We start from the raw sequence: 22900 nt of genomic DNA, 5'->3' as shown, positions 1-22900 counted from the left end.
GCGTGGTGATGTGTGGCGTGGTGCGTGCGGTGGTGCGTGCCACCTTCGTATGCGGTGGTGAACTGTGGGGCAAGGGAAGGGAATCGCCAGTTTTCGAGAGAGCGGGAGAGCGCGCGCGTGTGGACACCGATCTGTCTGCTGGGCGGAGCCGGTATCACCGACCGGGTCGCGCACGGCCATGACGCGGACCGGTTCGTGGAGATCGGCTCCCTCACCAAGGTGCTCACGGGCACCGTCCTGGCCCGGCTGGAGGCGGAGGGGGACCTGGGCTTCGACACCCCGCTGGAGGAGTGCCTCGACGAGGTGCCGAGGGGGACCGGCATCACCCTCCGGCACCTCGCCGAACACACCTCGGGCCTGCCCCGGCTGCCCGTCGGACTCACCGGCCTGCCCACCGGCCCGCCCGACGACCCGTACGCCGATTTCACGGAGGCGGCCCTGCGGGAGTCGCTGCGCGACCTGGACCGGCTGACGGCCGGACGGCAGGGCCGGGAGGAGTACTCCAACCTCGGCTACGCCGTGCTCGGGCTCGCGCTCACGACCGTCACGGGCCGCTCGTACCAGCAACTGCTGGACACGCACGTCCTGTTGCCGCTCGGGCTGGACGCGGGGGCGATGACGGCGCGTCCACCGGAAGGGCGACGGCTCGTGCCGCGCGACCTGTTCGGCCGGCCCCGTCCCCTGTGGACCCTGACCGGGGCGATCCTGCCCGCCGGCGGCCTGTGGGCCGCCTGCCGGACGGTGGCGGACCTCCTGGTCGCCCTGCTCGTGGAACGCCGGTTCGGAGAGCCGGCGCCCTCCTGGCAACGGGGCCCCTCGCTCCGCTGGCATGACGGCGCCACCCGCGGCTCGTCCGCGGTGGCCGCCGCGTACGACGACGGCCGATGGGTCCTCGTCCACCGCCTCGGCCACCTGACCGGCACCAGCGAAGTCGCCAAACACGCCCTCCGCAGGACCACACCACCGCGGACCGCTTCGAGCGCCGACGAGCACTGATGCACGCCGACCGGCCGACGGTCTCGAGGGCTGACCGGCCGACCGGTCGACGGTCAAGGGGCCAACCGGCCGCCGGTCAAGGGGCCGACCGGTCGGCTCCCCCTATGTGCCGACCGGTCGGTATGGACATCCATGTCCTGAGCGGCTACAGATGACACATGCGCATCTCCGTGACGATCTTCCTCACCGACGAGACGATCACTCCGACCCGGCTCGCCCGTGAGCTGGAGCAACGCGGTTTCGCGGGGCTCTACCTCCCCGAGCACACGCACATCCCCGTCGAGCGGACGACCCCGTACCCGGCCGGCGGCGACCTGCCCCGCGAGTACGGCCGCACCCTCGACCCCTTCGTCGCCCTCGGCCAGGCCGCCGCCGTCACCGAGCGGCTGGGGCTCGGCACCGGGATCACCCTGGTCGCCCAGCACGACCCGATCGACCTCGCGAAGCAGATCGCGACCGTCGACCACCTCTCCGGCGGCCGTCTCACCCTCGGCCTCGGCTACGGCTGGAACGTCGAGGAGGCCGCCGACCACGGCGTCGAGTGGCGCACCCGGCGGGAGCTGGTGCGGGACCGGATGGCGCTGATGCGGGCGCTGTGGGCGGAGGAGCCGACGGCGTACAAGGGGGAGTACGGGAGTGTGCGGGCGAGTTCCGCGTACCCGAAGCCGGTGCAGAAGGCGCGGGGGCCGGTGGTGGGGCCGCGCACGCTGATCGGTGGGGCCGCCGGGCCGAAGCTGTTCGCGCACATCGCCGAGTACGCGGACGGGTGGCTGCCGATCGGGGGGCGGGGGCTCGGGGAGGCGCTGCCGGTGCTGCGGCAGGTGTGGGCCGACGCGGGGCGCGATCCCGCGGGCTTGCAGGTCGTGCCGTATGCCGTGCAGCCGAGTGCGGGGAAGCTGGCGTACTACGCGGAGTTGGGCATCGAGGAGGCCGTGGTGCAGCTGCCTCCGGCGGGGGAGGCGGAGGTGCTGGGGCTGCTGGACGAGTACGCGGTGTTCCTGGGGGAGGGCGCCTGAGAGCTCGGGGTGCGGGGTTCTCCGGCGGGTGCGGGTGCGGGTCCGGGTGCGGGTCCGGTGGGGCTTCTCGCGCAGTTCCCCGCGCCCCACAAGGGCCTGCGGCCCTTTCGCCCCCACCGGACCCGCACACCGAGGTGTCAGGCCGCGGGACCCACCCGGACCGTCACCGTCGAGCCGTCCTTGGCCTCCTTGACGATCTGGATCCTGGTGTTGGTGTCGGTGATCTTGACCCCGCCCGTGGGGTTCGTCTCGTCGTAGTAGGTGTGGGTGCGGTCGTCGAAGACCGACACACCCTTCTTCGACGTGACCTTCAGCGTGACCTCCTTGCCCCAGTGCAGCGTGAACGCGTCCGTGCGGCCCAGGGTGAACGTCGCGTCGTGCGTCTGGTGGTCGTTCCCGGCCAGCTCACCGTCGGACCACTTCAGGGGCTTCGGATGGGCGTCGACCGGCAGCAGCAGACCGACACCGGGGTGCTGGCTGGTGTTGTTGTCCTGCTGCGAGGTGTCCCACTTCCAGATCAGCAGGCCGTTCTGGTAGGGGTAGCGCTCCACCCAGCCCGGACCCGTGGAGTTGATCGCGAGCTTGAGGGCCTTGTCGTACGACACGTACTGGCGGTTCTCGGCGACGTAGTACTGCTCGTGCTCCGTGGTGTAGGAGCCGCCGAAGCGGGAGAAGCCGGTCGCCGCCCAGGCGGGGTCGGCGGTCTCGGCGTTGTCCGTGAACAGGGGCGAGCCGTCGGCCGTGACGGTGATCCGGTCGGCCACGAAACCCTTCTGGGCCACGTACTCGTCGGTCTTGTAGCGGAAGCGCAGGTCGACCTTCTGCCCGGCATAGGCGTCAAGGGAGTACGAGAGCTTCCTGAAGGCGTCCGTCGTGCCGTCCAGCGCCGGCTTGCCGCCGCCGTCACGGCTGATCGGCTGGCCGTCGGCGGTGCCGTCGATCGCGGTCCAGGTGGCGCCGCCGTCGGTCGAGACCTCGGTGTAGAGGAAGTCGTAGTCCTTCTCGATGTCCCACCAGCCGTCGAGGGTGAGTGCGGCGGAGGTCCTGCCGGTGAGGTCGACGGCACGGGTCAGCGTGTGGGACAGCCCGTCGCCGCTGCCGCTCCACCACTGCTGCGAACCCTCCGTGGGCTTGACGACCTCGACCTGCACCCGCTTCTTGGGCAGCTCGACCACGAGGGCCTGCTTGTCCTTGGTGTTGTACTCGGCGACGCCCAGCTTGTGAGTGGACTTCTTCCCCGCCTCGGCCTTGTCGTAGTTCAGCCAGCCGAGCTGAAGCTTGTCCCAGGCGGTCATGTCGCCGGGCAGGTCACCGATCTCGGTGCTGCTCTGGCCGAGCCAGGAGCCGCCCGACATCAGGGTCCAGAAGCCGGTGGAGTTGTCGCCCTTGCCGCTGGTGTCGTAGTGGTCCGGCAGACCGAGGTCGTGGCCGTACTCGTGGGCGAAGACACCGAGGCCGCCGTTCTCCGGCATGACCGTGTAGTCACCGACCCAGATACCGGTGTCGCCGATCGGGGCGCCACCGCGCTTGTTGCCCTCGGGGCCCGTCTTGTCCCAGTCGTCGCTGAACGCGTACCAGCGGTGGGACCAGATGGCGTCCTCGCCCTGCGCTCCGCCGCCGGCCTCCTCGCCCTCACCGGCGTGCACGATCTGGAAGTGGTCGATGTAGCCGTCGGGCTCGTTGAAGTCACCGTCGCCGTCGAAGTCGCCGCGGTCCCAGACGTCGAACGTCGCAAGATCCGTCTTGATCTCGGTGTCCGTGCGCCCCGCGGCCTGCTGCCGCTCCACCCAGGCGGTGACACCGTCCGCGACCAACTGCCAGACACAGGTGTCGGGCTCGCACTTGTTGGAGCCGTAACGGGCCGCGTTGTAGGGGACCTTGACCCAGTCCGCGACCTCACCCTCGATCGAGTAGCGGCCCGAGGACTGCTTCTCGTAGTACTTCTTCATCGACTCGGTCTTCTTGCCGGTGCCGAAGAGCATCTGCTCGTAGTGCGCGCGGTTGTAGTCGGCCCTCCACGCCTTCGTGTTGTCCTTCGCGCGGTCCGGCTCGGCTATCCGGTTGTGCAGGGGGCCGGGCGTGCCGCCGTAGGTGCTGTCCTCCCGGTCGCCGAACTCGACCAGGACCGTGAAGATCCGGTCGGTCTTCTCGCGTCCCAGCTCGACGTACTTGGGGTCGCCCTTCTTGCTCTTGAGCTGCACCACCTTGGAGCCGTCACGGTCCTTGACCGGGGCGTCGCCGGATATGACCTGCTTCAGGGCCTCCTCGCGCTGGGCGGCCTGTGTCTTGCTGAGCGGGCTTCCGAGGTCGTGCTCGTGCGCGGAGTGGGAGTGGGTGTGGGCGTGGGCGTGGGTATGGCCGTGGGCGTGAGCGTGGGCCGGGTCATGGTGGTCCGTGGCCGGGGTCGGCGCGTGGGCTTCGGCGGTCTGTGTGCCGGTCACGGTGGAAAGCGTGAACGTCGCCGCGGCGGTGGCCAGGGCCACGCCGGTCGCCGCGGCCCTGAACGTCCAGCGGTTGCTGGTCATTTGTGTGGGGGGTCCTTCCTGGACGCGGTCGGCCGTGCGGGCGCGGCGGACGGTCCTGTTCCGTGACGCCCGTGGCCTGTGACACGCGTGATGGTTCAAGTGAAAGTATTTGACCGGAGGTTGAGAAAAAAAGAAAGCTCGCAATCGGCTGAGGCACGAGTAACTGCCCTATCGGACAGCCATAGTTGGCCTTGCGCACGAAGTGTTCACCGATCCCCCAAGCGGGGCGCAAAATTACCCACTGGTAAGCCCGCTCATGCTCGGCGGTGATTACCGAACGGTAATCGCTGGGCGTTAATCGATGGCCGATATTCGGCGCTCGCCCGGGGTTTGTCGATGGCCGAATCCCGCTGGGTGGTCGCCTGCCGTCAGATCGCCCGTCACGGCGCGGCCGATCACACCGTGTGACGAATCCCGGTCCCTCCGGCTCGCCGTGCCTGTCTGGGCCGATCCGGTCGCTCGTATGCTCGACGAATGACGACTTCCGCGACCTCTGGAAACGGACCCACCGACCCCACCGGCTCCACCGGCCCCACCGAGAACTCGATGCGGCGCGCGCTCAAACGCGCCCGTGACGGCGTGGCGCTCGACGTGAGCGAGGCGGCGGTGCTGCTCCAGGCGCGCGGCGCGGACCTGGAGGATCTCGCCGCGTCGGCCGCGCGGGTACGGGACGCGGGGCTGGCGGAGGCCGGGCGGCCCGGCGTCATCACGTACTCCAAGAGCGTCTTCATCCCGCTCACCCGGCTCTGCCGGGACAAGTGCCACTACTGCACCTTCGTCACCGTGCCGGGCAAGCTGCGCCGGGCCGGCCACGGGATGTTCATGTCGCCGGACGAGGTGCTGGACGTGGCCCGCAAGGGGGCCGCGCTCGGCTGCAAGGAAGCGCTGATCACGCTCGGCGACAAGCCGGAGGACCGCTGGCCGGAGGCGCGCGAGTGGCTCGACGCGCACGGCTACGACGACACGATCGCGTACGTCCGCGCCATCTCCATCCGCATCCTGGAGGAGACGGGCCTGCTCCCGCACCTCAACCCGGGCGTGATGTCGTGGACGGACTTCCAGCGGCTCAAGCCGGTGGCGCCCTCCATGGGCATGATGCTGGAGACGACCGCGACCCGCCTGTGGTCCGAGCCGGGCGGCCCCCATCACGGCTCCCCGGACAAGGAGCCGGCGGTCCGGCTGCGGGTGCTGGAGGACGCGGGCCGCTCCTCCGTCCCCTTCACCTCCGGTGTCCTCATCGGCATCGGCGAGACGTACGAGGAGCGCGCGGAGTCCCTCTTCGCCCTCCGCAAGGTCTCCCGGGCCTACCACGGCATCCAGGAACTGATCATCCAGAACTTCCGCGCCAAGCCGGACACCGCGATGCGCGGCATGCCGGACGCGGAGCTGGACGAGCTGGTCGCCACGGTGGCCGTCGCCCGGCACCTCATGGGCCCCGCCGGCTGCATCCAGGCCCCGCCGAACCTCGTCGACAGCGAGTACGAGCGGCTGATCGGCGCCGGGATCGACGACTGGGGCGGGGTGTCCCCCCTCACCATCGACCATGTGAACCCCGAGCGCCCCTGGCCGCAGATCGAGGAACTCACCGAACGGTCCCGTGCCGCCGGCTTCGAGATGCGTGAACGCCTCTGCGTCTACCCGGAGTTCGTCTCGCGCGGCGAGCCGTGGCTGGACCCGCGCCTGCTGCCGCACGTACGGGCGCTCGCGGACCCGGAGACCGGCCTCGCCCTGCCGGACGCGGTCGTCGAGGGCCACCCGTGGCAGGAGCCCGACGAGGTCTTCGTCTCCACCGGCCGGACGGATCTGCACACCGCCATCGACACCGAGGGCCGCACCGGCGACCGCCGCGAGGACTTCGACTCCGTCTACGGCGACTGGGGCGCCCTGCGCGAGGCGGCGGCGCCCGGGATGGCCCCCGAGCGCATCGACACGGACGTACGGGCGGCGCTGTCGACGGCGGCCGACGACCCGACGAAGCTGACGGACGCCGAGGCGCTCGCCCTGCTGCACGCGGACGGCCCGGCGCTCGACGCGCTCACCCGGATCGCGGACGACGTCCGGAAGACGGCCGTCGGTGACGACGTCACGTACATCGTCACCCGGAACATCAACTTCACCAACGTCTGCTACACCGGCTGCCGCTTCTGCGCCTTCGCGCAGCGCCGCACGGACGCCGACGCGTACACGCTCTCCCTCGACCAGGTCGCCGACCGCGCCCAGCAGGCCTGGGAGCTCGGCGCCGTCGAGGTCTGCATGCAGGGCGGCATCCACCCCGACCTGCCGGGAACGGCTTACTTCGACATCGCGAAGGCCGTGAAGTCCCGCGTCCCCGGCATGCACGTCCACGCCTTCTCCCCGATGGAGGTGGTGAACGGCGCGACCCGCACCGGGATGTCGATCCGCGAGTGGCTGACGGCCGCGAAGGAGGCGGGCCTCGACTCCATCCCCGGCACGGCGGCGGAGATCCTGGACGACGAGGTCCGCTGGGTCCTGACCAAGGGCAAGCTGCCGACGGCGACCTGGATCGAGGTGGTGACGACAGCCCACGAGGTGGGCATCCGCTCCTCCTCGACGATGATGTACGGGCACGTCGACCAGCCCCGCCACTGGCTGGGCCACCTCCGCACGCTGGCGCGGATCCAGCAACAGACCGGCGGTTTCACGGAGTTCGTGACCCTGCCCTTCATCCACACCAACGCGCCCGTGTACCTGGCGGGCATCTCCCGCCCCGGCCCGACGATGCGCGACAACCGCGCTGTCACCGCCATGGCGCGCCTCCTGCTCCACCCCCACATCCCCAACATCCAGACCAGCTGGGTCAAGCTGGGCACGGAGGGCGCGGCCGAGATGCTCCGCTCGGGCGCCAACGACCTGGGCGGCACCCTGATGGAGGAGACCATCTCCCGCATGGCGGGCTCCTCCTACGGCTCCTACAAGTCGGTCAAGGACCTGATCGCGGTCGCGGACACGGCGGGCCGCCCCGCCCGCCCCCGCACGACGCTGTACGGGGCCGTCCCGGAGGAACGCCGGCAGGCGGCCGAGGCCTCGGACGGCCATCTGCCGGAGCTGCTGCCGGTGTTGGACTGACGGGAGGAAGTGGAGGCGGGCGTCCGCCCGGGTACCTTCAGGGGGACCGGGCACGGGGGTGGGACCGATGAGGCCGACGCGGCCGACGATGCAGGAGCTGATCGCGCGCCGGAAGCGCGCCGGGTTCGTGGGGCGCCGAAGCGAACTCGACCTGTTCCGGGCGAACTTCGACACCGCGCCCGAGGACGAGCGGCACACGTTCGTCTTCCACGTCCACGGCCCGGCGGGGGTCGGCAAGTCCTCGCTCCTCCGCGAGCTGGAGGCCGTGGCGACCCAGCGGAAGGCGCTCACCGCCCGCACCGACGAGACGGTGAACAGCGTGCCGGAGGCCATGGCGGCCATCAGCGCGCAGTTCGCCCGGCAGGGCGCCGAGCTGAAGGCGCTCGACAAGCTGCTCGCCGCCTACCGCCAGCGCCGGCACGAGGCGGAGACGGCGTCGGCCGCGCTGGACGCGGGGCCGGACGCCGTCGTCCAACCCGCCCCGCCCTCGGCGGGCAGCCTGGCGGCCACCCAGGCCGGGCTGATCGGGCTGGGCATGGTCCCGGTCGTGGGGGCCTTCGCCGGCGCCGTCGACCCGGCCCAGGTCGCCCACCGGACCGACAGGCTGCGGGCGGCGCTGAGCGCACGGTTCCGCAACCACGACGACGTACAGCTGGTGCTGGAGCCCCTGAAGGCCCTCACACCGGTCTTCGTCTCGGAACTGGACCGGGTGGCCGCCGACGTCCCCTGGATCGCCCTCTTCTTCGACACCTACGAGCGGACCTCGCCCTTCCTCGACACCTGGCTCCTGGACCTCGTCACGACGGACCGGCACGGCGCCCTCCCCGCGAACGTGATCCTCACCCTCGCGGGCCAGCACGGCCCCGCCCCGGCCCGCTGGGGCGACTACGCGGGCTTCGTCACCGAGCTGGCCCTGCGCCCCTTCACGGAGTCCGAGTCCCGTCAGCTGCTCGCGGCGCGGCAGGTCGTGGACGAGACGGTCGTACGGGAGGTGCTGCGGCTCTCCGGTGGCCTTCCGGTGCTCGTGTCGACGCTGGCCAGGCACCCGGACGGCGGTCCGGGCACGGTGGACGACCCCTCCGCCACGGCCGTGGAGCGCTTCCTGAAATGGGAGCGGGACCCGGCGCGGCGGGCGACGGCACTCGCGTGCGCGCTGCCGCGATGGCTGGACGAGGACCTGCTCGGGGCACTGGTGGACGGCGAGGAGACCCAGGAACTCTACGAGTGGCTGTGCGGGCTGCCGTTCGTGAGCGAGCGGGCCGGCCGGGCGGAGTTCCACGGCGTCGTGCGGACCGCCATGCTCCGGCTCCAGCGCGCCCGGACGCCGAGGCAGTGGACCGAACGTCACACGCGGCTGGCGGAGGCGTTCGGCGAGCGGCGCGCCTCGGCAGGGGAAGGGCTGGACCCGGCCGACCTGTGGCTCGACGAGTCCTGGCGCGAGCTGCGGCTCGAAGAGCTCTACCACCTGCTGTGCGCCCGTCCGCAGATCGCCCTGGTGCAGGCGCTGCGGGACGTCGTCGACGCGTGCGACGCCGACGAGGGGGCGGCGCGGGGCTGCGCCCAGGCACTGTCGGACGCGGGGGACCAGACGGAGGCGGAAGCGGTGGGCGCGTGGGGACGCGACCTCCTCGCGGCCCTCGCCGAGGAGCCCGACGGTGTGCTGCCCGCGCTGGCTCTGCTCCTGACCCGGGCGGACCTCGACGCGCCCGTGCGGGCCAGGGCGCACGGCGTACGGGGGCGGGAACTGCGCTGGGCGGGGGAGTACGACCGGGCCCTCGCCGAGTACGACCGTGCCGTCGCGCTGGACCCGGAGTCGGCCGACGCGTACCAGGGGCGGGGAATCACGCGGCGCAGACTGGGCGCCCACGCGGCCGCCCTGGCCGATGTCGACCGTGCCGACGCGTTGCGCCCCGGCACCGCCCACACCCTCGGCGTGCGGGGGGACATCCTGCACGCCATGGGCCGCTACGAGGAGGCGGTGGCCGCCTTCGACCGCGTCCTCGACCTCGATCCCGCACACAGGCTGGCCATGGCGAGCCGGGGACAGAGCAGGCACCACCTCGGCGACGACGAGGGGGCGCTCGCCGACTTCGACCGGGCGCTGGAGAACGATCCGGAGTACCTGTGGGCCCTGGTCCACCGGGCGGAGCTGTACCTGGACCAGAACCGGCCCGACGAAGCCTTCGCCGACCTCGACCGGGCCGTGCGGATCGCTCCGGACAGCGCCTGGATCGCCTCCGAACGCGGAGACGCCTACCGGCTGGCGGGCAGGAACGAGGAGGCCGTCGAGGAACTCGGGCGGGCCTGCCGGCTCGATCCCGGCCATGTCTCCGCACACGGGAGTCTCGGTTACGCGCTCGCGCGCCTGGGCCGCCACGGAGAGGCACGCGCGGCCTTCGACCGTGCGATCGAACTGAATCCGAGGTACGCGTGGGCCATGGTCCACCGGGCCTTCCTCCTGGGCGACCTGGGGGACGAGGAAGGCATGCGGGCGGATCTGGACCGCGCGGTGTCGGCGGACGGGGGCACCTGGGCGCTGGGCCAGCGGGCTCTCGCCCACCAGAACGCCGGCCGCTACCGGGAAGCGCTCCAGGACTACGAGCGCGCACGGGAACGCGAGCCCGACCGCTGGGCCTCGGAGAAGGCGGCCGCTCTGCGCGCCCTGAGCGGCGACGACGACGCGGTCGCCGAGCTCGACCGGGTGCTGGACCGCGATCCGGACGACGTGGCCATGCTGGCGAACAGGAGCGTGGTGCGCCTGAGGCGAGGACAGTACGAGTCGGCGCTCCGGGACCTGGACCGGGCGATCGCGCTCCGCCCGGACACGACGAGCCTGTACGCCGCCCGGGCCAGGACGTACATCGCCTGCGGGCGCCTCCCGCAGGCGCTCGCCGACCTCGGGCAGTGCGTGGAGCGGGGGGAGGAGCCCGAGTGGGCGACCCGCAGGAGCGCCGAGGTGCTGCTGTGGTGCGGCCGTCACGACGAGGCCCGGCAGCTGCTGGACGGTCTCGGGGCCACCGCGGAGGAGACGGACGACGCGGAAGCGGCGACGACGCGCTGGTACGTCGACAGCGAGAGCGACCGCTGGGAACGCGCGCGGCACGTCGGCGATCCGACGGCGGCCGTGAGACACAGCCTCCGGCTCATCCGGGCGCAGTCGTCCCTCTTGCTGGGGAGCACGCGGGAGCCGCGGGTCGTCGACGAACTGTCCGGTGTCCTACGGGGGATCACCCAGTGGGAGGACGGGAGCACCGCCACCGACGCCTTCGCGGAGGTGCTGGTCGCCTGCGCGTTGGCGGACTGGTCCCGAGCCGACTCGATGCTCTCCGAGGGGCTGGCGCGGGAGCACGACTGGGAGGACCTGGCCGACCTCGCCCTCCGGCTGACCCTTCAGTCCCGCGCCCCCGACGCCGACCCGGAGCGCCTCGCCCCGCTGATCACCAGGATCACCGAGGCCCGCGACGCCTTCCGGGCCCGCCACGCGTCAGAGGGGCCGACGGACGACCGGGCGACCGAGCCGGGGGCGACGACCGCCGCCGGGTGACCGGGGGCGGGAAGTGACCGCCCCCGGGACCCGTCACGCGACTCGGGACCCGTGACGCGGCTCGGCGACCGGTCAGCCGTCCGCGGCCGCGGACGCGCGGTCATCCGTCGGCAGGTACGTCACCAGCAGGACCACTCCGCTCAACAGGAACACGCGGAGGGCCGCGTCGAGGCCGTTCCAGTCGCTGGACTGCCACATGACGAACCACTCGCCGCCGATGGCGATGAAGCCGGCGCCGAAGAGGAGGAGGACCATGAGGAGGCCGCCGGTGCTGTAGCGGCGGGCGGTGTGGAAGGTGCGGTGACCGAGGGAGCGGGCCCAGAAGTAGGTGGCGGCGACGAGCAGCAGCGCCGCCACGGTCTCCCAGACGATGATCAGGACGTACGCCGCGTCCTGCACGCCCTTCGACTCGATGGCCCGCCACATCAGGTCCTCGTCCTTGAACGTGGTGTCCATGGCGAAGACATGGCGGACGAACTGCTGGTTCGTGCCGAAGTCGGTGATGTTGCTGAACGCGACGAGCGCCATGTAGAGGGCGACCGTGCCGACGAGCAGGGTGCAGGCGAGGGGGAGAAGTGAGCCGCGGGGGGTCCGGGTTTCAGCCATGGTCCCACTATGTGCGTGATCATGCGCCAACCCCAGGTGTTTTTCGGTGCGTTGGATCTCCGGGGGAGCCGCGGTGGCCGAAAGACGGGACCCTCCCGTGGCCGGGCGGCCCCCTCGCGAGGGCTGTCGCGCGCGGCCACGGATTCTCCGGTTCTCCGGGAGTTGGACCCGGTTACGGCGGCTGTTCGCATCCGTCCGTCTGACGACTGAAGTGGATCAATGGGTGTGGCGAACGAGACGTTTGAGGCGCATCCGGAGCCCTGATTGGACCGTTCCCCTTCCATTACAGTGCTGGACTGTCGAGCCGTACGGGCGTACGGATGTACTGACGTACTGACGTACGGGTCGGGCAGGGGCCGTGAGGAGGCCGGGGTGGGTGCGACAGCCGGTGCCGTCTGGGGGCGGGTCGAGCAGCAGGATTTCCGCAGCCGGGTGCGCGGGACGCTGCTGGGCGCGGCCGTGGGCGACGCGCTGGGCGCGCCGGTCGACCAGCTCACCCTGGCGCAGCTCGGTGAGGCGTACGGCCCGGAGGGGCTGACCGATCTGGCCTCCGCGTACGGCAGGCGCGGCGCGATCACCGACCTCACGCAGCTCACCCTGTTCACCGTCGACGGCCTGATCCGCGCCCAGGTGCGCCGGGACACGGGCGTCTGGCACCCGCCGACGGATCTGCACCGGGCGTATCTGCGCTGGGCGGCGACCCAGCGGGACTGGGGGCCCGACGAACGCCGCAAGGACGACGGCTGGCTCGCGCGCGAGGAGTGGCTCTACGCGCGGCGCGACCCCTCCCTGATCTGCCTCCTCGGCTTCGCCGACGGGACCATGGGCACCCTCGACGCCCCCAAGAACCCCGGCGCGTCCGGTGCCGAGGCCGCCGCCCGCTCGGCGCCGTTCGGTCTGCTCGTCGGCTGGGAGCCCCAACTCGTCTTCCAGCTGGCCGTGGAGTGCGCGGCCCAGACCCACGGCCACCCCACCGCGTATCTGTCCGCCGGCTCGTACGCCGTGATCGTCCACGCCCTCGCGCGGGGGGAGAGCCTCGACGCCGCCGTCCAGAAGACCCTGGTGCTGCTGGCCGCCCGCCCCGGTCACCAGCCCGTCGCCGACGCCCTGCAACAGGCCGTCGCCGCCGTACGCCAGGGCCCGCCGTCGCCCGCCGTCGTCGAGCAGCTCGCCGGCGACGGCTGTGCCGCCGGGGTCCTGTCCGTCGCCGTGTACTGCACCCTGGTCGGCGAGGACATACGCCAGGGTCTGTGCCTCGCCGTCAACCACGGGGGCCCTTCGGGGGCCTCCGGTGCCCTGACGGGCGGCCTCCTAGGCGCCCTCCACGGCGAGACGGCCCTGCCGCCGGCCTGGCTCGCCGAACTGGAGGGCCGCCCCACGATCCTCGTCCTGGCCGACGACTTCGCCCTGGAAATGACCCAGGGCCCGGCCCTGCACGCCCCCGCAGGAGCAGTCCCAGGCTGGCTGACCCGCTACCCCCGAGCCTGACCCAGGCCCCGCGCCCTTATGGACGGCCCGGCGCAAGCCCGCGCACCGCCCACTCCGGCCCACTCCGACAGGGGCGCGAAGAACTGCCCGCCCAGCCGCGACGCACGCTCACCCGAAACACAACGGAACCGTTCCTATGGACTGAGCAGGCGTGAGCCCACTCGGCCGCGCGCCCCGAACGGTCTTGGGCGAGCTGGTCCCCGGCGTACTCGACCCCGGGGCAGCGACACGCATCCTGTACGTGGTCCGGTCCCGGGAGGCCAGTTCCCTGCGCGACGTGGCCTGTTACAACGCCCTCGTGCACGCTCCTCGGCGAGCAGCTGGCAACCCCCCGAGCGGCCCCCAGCCCGAGCCCAGCGCAGCGATAGCGTGGTGATCATGGCTCCCTGGAACATACGCCCCGCATCCGCGGCGGACGTCACCGCCGTGGCCGAGCTGCGCGCCGTCGTCATGCGGCCCGACCTCGAACGCCTCGGGCGCTACGACCCCCACCGCGTCCGCCAACGCTTCCGCGACGCCTTCGACCCGGCCCACACCTGGATCATCGAGGTCGCCGACACCCTCGCCGGCTGCGTGGCCCTCCGCCCGGCCGCCGACGCGCACTGGCTGGAGCACTTCTACCTCGCCCCCCACCTCCAGGGCACCGGCATCGGCACAGCCGTCCTCCGCACCCTCCTCAGCCGCTGCGACCACGACGGCGTACCGGTCCGCCTCAACGTCCTCCGGGGCAGCCCCGCCAGGCGCCTCTACGAACGCCACGGCTTCCGCCTGGAGACCGAGGACCCGGTGGACGTCTACATGCTCCGCCCGCCGACCCGCCCGGCGAGCCCGATACCATCGGCCGGCCCGGCCCACCCGCTGCCGAAATAGGTGTCACGCCGCGGCCGAGCCGCCCTACCGTGGCCCGATGACCACCCAGATGATCATCCTCAACGGCGGTTCCAGCTCCGGAAAATCCGGCCTCGTCCGGTGCCTGCAAGCCGAACTGCCCGAGCAGTGGCTCACGTTCGGGGCCGACTCCCTCATCGACGCCATGCCCGCGAGGATGCAGACGTCGGACGGCGGCATCGAGATCTCCACCGACGGCGCGGTCGCCGTCGGAGCGGAGTTCCGCGCCCTGGAACAGGCCTGGGCCCGCGGCATCGTGGCCATGGCCCGCGCGGGCGCCCACATCATCATCGACGACGTCTTCCTCGGCGGAGCCGCCTCCCAGCAGCGCTGGCAGAAGCTCCTCGACGACGGGAACGACCCCCTGGACGTCCTCTGGGTCGGCGTCCGCTGCGACCGCGCCGTCGCCGCGGCCCGCGAGATCGCCCGCGGCGATCGGGTCCCGGGCATGGCCGCCGCCCAGGCGGACGTCGTCCACCAGGGCGTCCACTACGACCTGGAGGTCGACACCACCCACGCCGAGTCCCTGGCCTGCGCCCGCACGATCGCGGCCCACCTAGGGCTTCGCCGCACACAGCCGTGAGGGCCGCCCCGGCGTCCCCGGGAACGACCCTCACGGACCGCAAGCGAACGGACCCCGCGGCCCCCTTACGCCCTCAGACCCCGCTGGGGCTGGACGCGTCCCTGCCCTGGGCCGGCACCGGTGCCACGGCCCCGGCTCCGCCCTTGCCGTCGCCGTCGCCGTCCGAGTTGATCGTCTCGATGATCGCGAGCCGCTCGGGGGTGTCCTCCGGCTTGATGAAGCCGATGACGATGTACAGGACCAGCGAGACGGCCAGCGGGATGGACACCTGGTACTGCAGGGGCACACCGCCGTCGAGGTTCCAGTGGATCGGGTAGTTGACCAGCCAGAAGGCGAACAGCCCGCACGCCCAGCTGGTGAGCGCCGCCGTGGGCCCGGAGCGGCGGAACGGCCGCAGCAGTCCGAGCATCATCGGGATGGCCATCGGTCCCATCAGCCCCGCCACCCACTTGATGACGACGGTGATGATGTCCTTGAAGGCGGGCGAGTTGACCTGGGTCGCCGCCGCCATGGACAGACCGAGGAAGACGACGGTCGTGATCCGGGCGACCCGCAGCCCCTGCCCCTCGCTCCAGCTGCGCGCCCGGCGCCAGATCACCGGCGCGCAGTCCCGCGTGAAGACGGCGGCGATGGCGTTCGCGTCGGACGAGCACATGGCCATCGTGTGGGAGAAGAACCCGACGATGACAAGGCCCAGCAGCCCGTGCGGCAGCAGCTGTTCGGTCATCAGGGCGTACGAGTCGGAGCCGTCGCCCTTCTCCGAGGTCACCAGCAGCGGTGACATCCACATCGGGAAGAACAGCACCAGCGGCCAGACCAGCCACAGGGCCGCCGACAGCCGGGCGGAGCGCTCGGCCTCGTACGGGGTGGCCGTGGCCATGTAGCGCTGGGCCTGGTTGAGCATGCCGCCGTTGTACTCGAAGAGCTTGATGAAGAGGAAGGCGAGCAGGAAGACCGTGCCGTAGGGGCCCACCAGCGGTTCGGCGTGGCCGTCCAGCTTCGGGTGGTCCCACACGCCGAAGAAGCCGCCGTAGTCGCCCAGTTTCGCCACGACGGCGATGAACATGGCGATCCCGGCGAGGAGTTGGATGACGAACTGCCCCAACTCGGTGAGCGCGTCGGCCCAGAGGCCGCCGATCGTGCAGTAGACGGCCGTGATCGTGCCGGTGATCAGGATGCCCTGGTTCAGGGACACGCCCGTGAAGACCGACAGCAGGGTCGCGATCGCGGCCCACTTGGCACCGACGTCCACGATCTTCAGCAGCATGCCGGACCAGGCCAACGCCTGCTGGGTACCCAGGTTGTAACGGTTCTTCAGGTACTCGAGCGGGGAGGCTACGTGCAGCCGTGAGCGCAGCCGGTTGATGCGCGGCGCGAACAGCTTGGAACCGATGGCGATACCGAGGGCGATCGGGAACGACCAGGTCACGAAGGAGGTGACGCCGTAGGTGTAGGCGATGCTGGCGTAACCGGTGAACATCACCGCGCTGTAGCCCGACATGTGGTGCGAGATGCCGGAGAGCCACCAGGGCATTTTGCCGCCGGCGGTGAAGTAGTCGCTGACGTTGTCCACACGCTTGTGCGACCAGACGCCGATCGCGACCATCACACCGAAGTAGCCGATGAGCACGGCCCAGTCGAGACTATTCATGGGCCCCCTTCCAGGGTCCGCCGCCAGGTTCAGACTTGGGTCAGGCATGTGAACTCTGGGTTCGGTGGCATGCCCACGGCAAGGAAGCGGAAGGTCAAGAGCGGGTAAAGAAGTTCCGTGCGATGACCTGGGTTTATGTATATGAACCCTGAATGGCCGAAAAGGATCACCCGCGAAGCCCGCCGAAAGACCGCCGACGCCCCGGCCGGCGCGTCCCCGATGCACCGGCCCGCGCGTCCGCCGACGCGCCCGCCAAGGCGCCCGCCAAGACGTCCGCCGACGCACCGCCAAGGCGCCGCCGACTCGGCGGTCAGCGCATCAGCTCCCCCGCGTTGACGAGCAGCGACTGGCCGGTGATCGCCCGTGCGCGGTCGGACGCCAGGAAGACCGCCGCGTCCGCCACGTCCCCGTCGGTGGCCGGCTCCGGCAGCGCCATCCGCTCGGTCAGCCGGCCCAGCACCTCCGCCTCCGGCACGCCCTCGCTGTGCGCCGTGAACCGTACGTACGCCTCCACGGGCGGCCCCCACATCCAGCCCGGCAGCACGGTGTTGAACCGGATCCGGTGCGGGCCCAACTCCCGGGCCAGCGAGTACATCGCACTGGTCAGCGCCCCCTTGGACGCCGCGTACGCGGCCTGCCGCACCTGCGAGGGCGCGGCCACCGACGACTGCGTGCCGATGAAGACGACCGAGCCGCCGCCCGCCGCCTTCAGGCCGGGCAGACAGGCCCGGGTCATCCGCAGGGTCCCCAGCAGGTTCACGTCCAGGACCGCCTGCCAGGTGGTGAAGTCGGCGTCCTCCAGGCCCCCGAAGTAGCTGTCCCAGGCCGCCACGTGCACCACCGCGTGCACACCCCCGAACCGCTCCCGCGCCAGCGCCGCGAGCGCCGCGCACTGCGCCTCGTCCGTGATGTCGGTCGCCTGGTACGCCGTGTGCGCGCCGTCCGGGTCCACATCCGCCGCGGCCTTGGCGAGATTCGCCTCCGTGCGCGCCCCCAGCACGGCGTTCCCGCCGTCCCGTACGACCGCCGCGGCGACCCGCCGGCCCAGTCCGGGCCCGACCCCCGAGACGACGACGGTCCTTCCCGCGAGCAGTGACATCGAAGACCTCCCGGCTCTGGCGCATTATCTGACGGAGCGTCAGAGTATGGGCGACCGCAGGTGGACGGAAGGGAAAGCGCATGAGCGAGGACACCCGCAGTGCCACGTACGCCGAACTGGCCGCCGTCGGCCCCTACGGCGTCCGCCCCGGGCACGCCCTGATCACGATGGTCGAGCCGCACCCGGGCCACGAGTACGCGTACAACCGCTGGTACGAGGACGACCACTACTACGCGGGCGCGATGGCGATGCCCTGGATGTTCGCCGGACGCCGCTGGGTCGCCACCCGCGACCTCCAACTCCTCCGCACTCCCGAGAAGTCGGCGATCGCCCAGCCGGTCACCGCCGGCTGCTACCTCTCCACGTACTGGATCACGGACGGCCGCTACGACGACCACATGCGCTGGACCGTCGCCATCAACAAACGGCTGAATCGCGACGCACGCGTCTACCAGGACCGTACGCACGTCTTCACGGCGTTCCAGGACCACGAGGCGACCGTCTACCGCGACGGGGCCGCCGGGCCGCGTGACGTCCACGCCCTGGACCACCCGTACGCGGGCCTCGTGCTGCAAGTCGTCGACGCCGAAGGGCCGGAGGAGCGGGGGGAGTTGCTGGAGTGGCTGCGGTCGCGCCATCTCCCGAAGCGGCTCGCCGGTTCACCGGCCGCGATGGTCACGGTCTTCCGGCCCACTCCGCTGCCGCTCGACCGGATGTCGTACGTCAAGCAGGTCGAGGGCGTCGACACCCGCCTCACCCTGCTGTGGTTCCTGGAGGCCGACCCACGGGACTGCTGGGAGGCGTCCTTCGGCGGGCTGGGGGAGGCGATCGCCGAAGGCGGGCTGGGACGGCTGGAGTTGCTGGCCCCGTTCGTCCCCACGGTGCCGGGGACGGACCGGTACGTGGACCGGCTGCGCTAGGCGAACCCCCGATCGTGTCCGGGCGAAGGTCGAACCCCGATCGCGTCCGGGCAAAGGCCGAGCCCCCTCGGCCAGGACGGCGGGCCGGTCGAGAGGGCTCTGTCGGTGGTGCTTGTGGAGTTGTCGTTCAGGCGCTCGATCGAGGGCCGGAACCGTATCTCAGGCCTTGACCGAGGAGACGAAGGTGTTCCACGCCTCGGCGGGGAACGCCAGGGTGGGACCGTCGGTGACCTTGGAGTCCCGGACCGCCATGGCGGACAGGACGGGGGACTTGATCTCGACGCACGCGCCGTTCCCCTGGGAGTAGGAGGACTTGACCCACCTGTCCGTGGCGCCTTGCTGAATTGCCATTTCTGCTCCGGTGCTGGTTCGTCGCTGAGTTGCTGTCGCCGCGCCGCGAGTTCCCTGCGGAACCCGCGGTTCGGTTTGCGCCAAGACTGCTGATCTCCTGGCGTGATCGACGCTACTCGTCAGCATCGGCAGACGAAGCGACTATTCACTCGTGCGGGTGGCATATTCCAATATGGTCTTCCATTGGAGCCTATGGAGGGTGTATCTTCCGCCGCTTCCTCGGTCGGGAGTTCAGCGAGCGTATTCCTTCGCGACTCTTTCGATGAACTGCCGCGACTGCTCCACGTTCAGGGCCTGCGCCCGGAGGTGCTCGTACATGACGGTGTACTTCTGCACGTCGTGCGGCTTCTCCAGGTAGAGGTCGCTGGTCACCCCTTCGATGTACACGACGCTCGAATCGGCCGCGTCGACGAACTCCAGGATGGCGTACTGGCCGTTGATGCCCGGGTGGGCGCCGACCTCGAACGGCAGGACCTGCACCGTGACATGGGGGACCTGGGACAACTCGATGAGGTGGTCCAGCTGTTCGCGCATCACCGACGGGGAGCCCACCACCCGGCGCAGGGCCGCCTCGTCCAGCACGGTCCACAGCCGCAGCGGGTTGGTGTCGGTGGTGACGCGGTCCTGGCGCCGTATGCGGACTTCCACCCGCTTGTCGATCTCGGTCGCCGACGTCTCGGGCAGTGCGCCCCGGATGATCGCCTCGGCGTACGGGCGGCTCTGCAGCAGCCCGGGGACGACCTGGGGGTCGTACACCCGCAGCGACTCCGCGTCCGTCTCCAGGCCGATGTAGACGCTGTACGGCACGTCCCCGAACGCATGCCACCAGCCCTGCTGGCGGGAGTCCTTGGCCATCTGCATCAGGGAGTCGACGACTCTCTGGTCCTCGACCTCGTAGACCCCGCAGAGGTCGCGGACGTCGCGCTGGCTGATGGAGCGGCGGCCGTTCTCCAGGCGGCTGATCTTCGACTGGGAGACCAGCAGCCGCTCGGCGACCTCTTCGGCGGTCATGCCCTTGAGCTCGCGGAGCCGACGCAGCTCCTGGCCCAACCGGCGTCGCCTGACGGTGGGATTGACATTGGACGCCACGGGACGTGCACCTCCGGCTGCGTGCCTCTACTTTGCGTATCTGCTGCTGAGCAGATTGCCACCAAGGTGCTGAGTACCGCTGGAAAACAGCGGATATGCGCTGCGCACGCGCCGTTTGCGCGGGTGTTTTCCCGCCGCGGAGGGATCTCCGCCGGATATTCGCCGGATGTCCCTACGGACAGCCGAGAGTTGTGGCGCGAGGGGCGCGCGACCGGACCCGAGTCCGGACCCGGGCCGGGCTCGTGGCACGGACGTGAGTCGGCTTCGTGGCACGGACGCGAGTCGGCTTCGTGACACGGACCCGAGTCGGGTTCGTGGCGCGGGCATGCGGTCGCGCGGGGCGTGTGCGGCCGTCGTACGGTCGTACGCGCCCCGCGCGAACCGGCGGCTCCCGGACGGGTCCTGGGTCCCTACGAGCGGTCCGGCGCCGGCGATGCGAGTGCTGCGGTGATGCGGGTGCTGCGTGGTGCTGCGTGGTGCGCGGAGTACGTGGTGCGGTGGGAGACCGGGACCCGCGGCTCCGGGGTCCTGCTCCCACTCGCACCTCGGTGCCTCAGCGCGTGGTTCGGGTGGTTCTCAGTGCGCCACCACGCGGGCCATCGAGCCTCGGCGTGGCTGCATCGGAAGGCCGCGAGCGGGCTCCGGTGCCGGCGGCCTGGCGCCGGGGGCGGCCTGACGGCCGGTCGGTGCCGGGCTGCGGCGCGGCTGTGCGGCCACGCCGTTCTGCACGTCCATGACGGCGTGGGCCACCAGGCCACCCATGGGGTCGTGCCGGATCAGGTCCCGCAGCCGGGAGCGGGACGAGCGTCCCTCGTTCCCCGGATACAGGTGCTTGCCGAGGCCGACCGCGTGCGCCAGGGCGGCGAGCGCCGCGGTCCGCGGGTCCGGCGGTACGCCGGTGCGGATCGCGGAATCCAGCCGGGCTCGGATCTCCCGGCTGATCTCGGTCTGACTCGCCTGGTAGCGAGTCGTCGGCAGCACTCCGCACATCTGGCCCGCCACGGCATGCACCATGCCGCACCGCTCCAGATGCGAGAGGTAGGTCTGGCGGAGCCCGAGACGCGGCCCGCCTATCCAGTGGACCGCCCGAACGGGAGCGCCACGCCTTCGCAGCAACTCCAACGCGCAGTCCAGTGTCGGATCTCCAGTCGGCCGTGGGGACACCACGGCGATACGATCCCCGTCTGGGGCTATCCGTCCGGCCAGCGCCAGCTCCACTAGCTGTGCTCCGGCCAGACCGAGGTCGAGCGACTGCGGCTGTGCGGTGGTACCCGTGGCCGGGTCCAGCGCCAGCAGTAGAAGCTCTTCCGGAATACTTCTGCGGCTCCTGCCCATCCATGCCTCCCCGCGTGGATGAATGACAGGGTGACCCCTCTCACATTGGTCTGTCGAGGGTGCGTGACCGAAATGTAGTGGAACCGGTAGGTATGTCGTTCTCGTCTACCGGAGGGGTTAAGCCCGCACACAGGACACTGGTACATGGTTCGGACAGCGGCGCGGCGCGGTGGTGCGCCGGTGACTAGTGTCCGGGCGGCGGGTTTTTTCACGGATTCGCGGATTCACGGTTCACGGTTCACGGTTCGGTTGGGCGCGCGCTCCTAGGACGGGCGGCGCGCGGGAGGAGGCATCGGTGGCGGGCACGTCCCCCGACAGGTCGAAGCGGTACGAGTCGTCGACGGAGTCGACGCCGGGGAACGAGCCAGCGGTTCCGGACCCCGGAGGCTCCGCCCCGGACCGGTCTTCAGGCTCCACCACCCCCTCGCCGGACCCACGCCTCGCGATGTCCCGGCCGGCCACGCCGAAGCCCGACCAGGCGACGGCGGTCTTCTCCCGCCGAGCGCTCCTGGAGGCAGCGGAGGCGGAGGAGTCGGAGGCGCCGAAGCTGGACGATGCGACGCGGGCCGCTGCTGCGGATGCGGATGCCGATGCGACGGGGTCGGGGGCGACGGAGACCGCCGGGACGGATCGGGAAGACCTGAAGCCCGTCGGGCCCGACGGGCCCGACGCGACGGACGCCGAGGACGCGGACGCGGCTCGGACGGGTGCCGGGGGCTCGGACGCCGGGAGGTCGGACACGGCCTCGGGGGGCGCCGACATCCCGGCACAGGGCGGCACCACGCGGACGAAGCCGGCCGGGACGGAACCGACCACGACCGTCTCCGAGGACGGGGAAACGGCCACGGACACGGAACCGGTGGGCGGGGACGAGGCCGAGGGCGGTGACGCTCACCCGGGCGAGCGGGGTGCCGCCGCGCCCACCCGTGCCGCCACCGACGGAGGGGAAGCCGAGGAGGCCGCCGAGGCCGCTCGGGCGGCTGGTGCGGGGGCGGCAGCGAGCCCTGAGGCCGCTGCCGTGGGTGCCGAGGCCGGACGGCGCGTTGCGGCCGCGGGCGACGCGGAGGAGGCCGCTGACGACGTACGGCAAGTCGCCGACGGCACGTCGGAAGCTGCCGATGACGTACGCGAGCTCGCCGACGAGGAGCCGGAAGCCGCCGAAGGCGTACGCCGCCTCGCTGACGACGAGCTGGGGTCCGGCGCCGACGAGCACGGGTCCGACGCCGACGGTGAGGAAGCCCCGCAGGGGCCGGCCGCAGGTGGCGGCGAAGATCGCACGGGTGGTGCGGGTGAGGGCTCGGAGGGCGACGGCGGAGTCGGGGCGCGTCGGGCGGTGGACCAGCCGACCGCGATCTTCCGGGCACCCCGGCCGCCCGCCGTGGACCAGCCCACCACCATGCTCAAGCTGGGCGACGCGACCCCCAAGGACGCCGAGCCCGCGAAGGCCGACGCTGCCCCCGAAGACGCGGAGCCCGCCAAGGCCGACGCCCCCGAGGACGCCGAGCCCTCCAAGGCTGACAGCCGCCCCGAAGGCCCCGACGCCTCCAAAGGCCCCGACGCCTCCGAGGCTGCCGACGCCGACAAGGGCCCCGACACCGACACGGGCGCCCGCGCCGGCGTCGACGAGTCCGTGCCCCCCGCCGAGCGCACCAGCAAATTCGTCGCCCTGAAGTCGCTGGACGAGACCACGACACCCAGGCCCCCGGCGACACCGCCCCCCGC

At 71.5% G+C, this 22900-nt stretch carries 15 protein-coding genes and 1 pseudogene; 9 read left to right on the top strand and 7 right to left on the bottom strand.

Translation table 11 applies throughout. The annotated features are described in order from the left end of the window. The first annotated feature begins 117 nt into the window (after positions 1-117). Positions 118-996, top strand: coding sequence for a serine hydrolase domain-containing protein (locus tag P1P70_RS09500; RefSeq protein ID WP_319236175.1), 879 nt, complete (start codon positions 118-120; stop codon positions 994-996). Between the two features lie 158 nt (positions 997-1154). After that, on the top strand, positions 1155-2012 hold the full coding sequence (locus P1P70_RS09495) for an LLM class F420-dependent oxidoreductase (RefSeq protein ID WP_319236174.1): 858 nt from the start codon (positions 1155-1157) through the stop codon (positions 2010-2012). A gap of 137 nt (positions 2013-2149) precedes the next feature. Here the strand turns inward: P1P70_RS09495 and P1P70_RS09490 are convergent, their stop codons facing one another. Beyond that, complete coding sequence (locus P1P70_RS09490) at positions 2150-4537, bottom strand: immune inhibitor A domain-containing protein (RefSeq protein ID WP_319236172.1); 2388 nt, start codon at positions 4535-4537, stop codon at positions 2150-2152. A 474-nt stretch (positions 4538-5011) separates the two neighbouring features. Between P1P70_RS09490 and P1P70_RS09485 the strand changes: the two genes are divergently transcribed. Beyond that, a complete protein-coding gene (locus P1P70_RS09485) occupies positions 5012-7624 on the top strand; it encodes a bifunctional FO biosynthesis protein CofGH (RefSeq protein WP_319236171.1) in 2613 nt (870 codons plus the stop codon). A gap of 67 nt (positions 7625-7691) precedes the next feature. Then, positions 7692-11168: a tetratricopeptide repeat protein gene (locus tag P1P70_RS09480; protein WP_319236169.1), complete on the top strand. Its 3477-nt coding sequence runs from the start codon at positions 7692-7694 to the stop codon at positions 11166-11168. A gap of 72 nt (positions 11169-11240) precedes the next feature. On the opposite strand, the gene P1P70_RS09475 is transcribed toward P1P70_RS09480, so the two are convergent. Continuing rightward, positions 11241-11774 carry a DUF2165 domain-containing protein gene (locus P1P70_RS09475; RefSeq protein ID WP_319236167.1) on the bottom strand — a complete coding sequence of 178 codons (534 nt, stop codon included), beginning with the start codon at positions 11772-11774 and terminating at the stop codon, positions 11241-11243. Between the two features lie 372 nt (positions 11775-12146). Here P1P70_RS09475 and P1P70_RS09470 point away from each other — a divergent pair, with 372 nt between their 5' ends. From P1P70_RS09470 to cpt, 3 genes are all read left to right on the top strand, one after another. Continuing rightward, a complete protein-coding gene (locus tag P1P70_RS09470) occupies positions 12147-13262 on the top strand; it encodes an ADP-ribosylglycohydrolase family protein (RefSeq protein ID WP_319236165.1) in 1116 nt (371 codons plus the stop codon). Between the two features lie 378 nt (positions 13263-13640). After that, on the top strand, positions 13641-14132 hold the full coding sequence (locus tag P1P70_RS09465) for a GNAT family N-acetyltransferase (protein WP_319236164.1): 492 nt from the start codon (positions 13641-13643) through the stop codon (positions 14130-14132). Positions 14133-14169: 37 nt separating this feature from the next. Then, entirely contained in the window at positions 14170-14733 is a 564-nt protein-coding gene (cpt, locus tag P1P70_RS09460; protein ID WP_319236162.1) for a chloramphenicol phosphotransferase CPT, read from the top strand. 73 nt (positions 14734-14806) lie between these two features. Here the strand turns inward: cpt and P1P70_RS09455 are convergent, their stop codons facing one another. Next, positions 14807-16384, bottom strand: a complete 1578-nt coding sequence (locus tag P1P70_RS09455; RefSeq protein WP_319236160.1) for a sodium:solute symporter family protein — start codon at positions 16382-16384, stop codon at positions 14807-14809. 310 nt (positions 16385-16694) lie between these two features. Continuing rightward, the gene (locus P1P70_RS09450; protein WP_319236159.1) at positions 16695-17483 is read right to left on the bottom strand and encodes an SDR family oxidoreductase; all 789 of its coding nucleotides are present in this window, start codon (positions 17481-17483) and stop codon (positions 16695-16697) included. Positions 17484-17563: 80 nt separating this feature from the next. On the opposite strand from P1P70_RS09450, the gene P1P70_RS09445 reads away from it, so the two are divergent. After that, positions 17564-18403 carry a hypothetical protein gene (locus P1P70_RS09445; RefSeq protein WP_319236157.1) on the top strand — a complete coding sequence of 280 codons (840 nt, stop codon included), beginning with the start codon at positions 17564-17566 and terminating at the stop codon, positions 18401-18403. Between the two features lie 159 nt (positions 18404-18562). Here the strand turns inward: P1P70_RS09445 and P1P70_RS09440 are convergent, their stop codons facing one another. From P1P70_RS09440 to P1P70_RS09430, 3 genes are all read right to left on the bottom strand, one after another. Continuing rightward, a complete protein-coding gene (locus tag P1P70_RS09440; RefSeq protein ID WP_319236155.1) occupies positions 18563-18754 on the bottom strand; it encodes a DUF397 domain-containing protein in 192 nt (63 codons plus the stop codon). Positions 18755-18985: 231 nt separating this feature from the next. Beyond that, positions 18986-19843, bottom strand: a complete 858-nt coding sequence (locus P1P70_RS09435) for a helix-turn-helix transcriptional regulator (protein WP_319236154.1) — start codon at positions 19841-19843, stop codon at positions 18986-18988. A gap of 576 nt (positions 19844-20419) precedes the next feature. Further along, positions 20420-21178 (bottom strand): GOLPH3/VPS74 family protein, encoded by a 759-nt coding sequence (locus P1P70_RS09430; protein WP_086803729.1) that lies wholly within the window; start codon positions 21176-21178, stop codon positions 20420-20422. Between the two features lie 295 nt (positions 21179-21473). Between P1P70_RS09430 and P1P70_RS09425 the strand changes: the two are divergent. Next, positions 21474-22900 (top strand): annotated as a pseudogene (locus tag P1P70_RS09425) (hypothetical protein); the annotation flags it as partial.

This window comes from Streptomyces sp. MB09-02B (genome assembly GCF_033794485.1).
In the GTDB taxonomy this organism is placed as follows: Bacteria; Actinomycetota; Actinomycetes; order Streptomycetales; family Streptomycetaceae; genus Streptomyces.
Note: the sequence above shows the minus strand (reverse complement) of the source record. Positions and strands in the feature narration are given on the sequence as shown.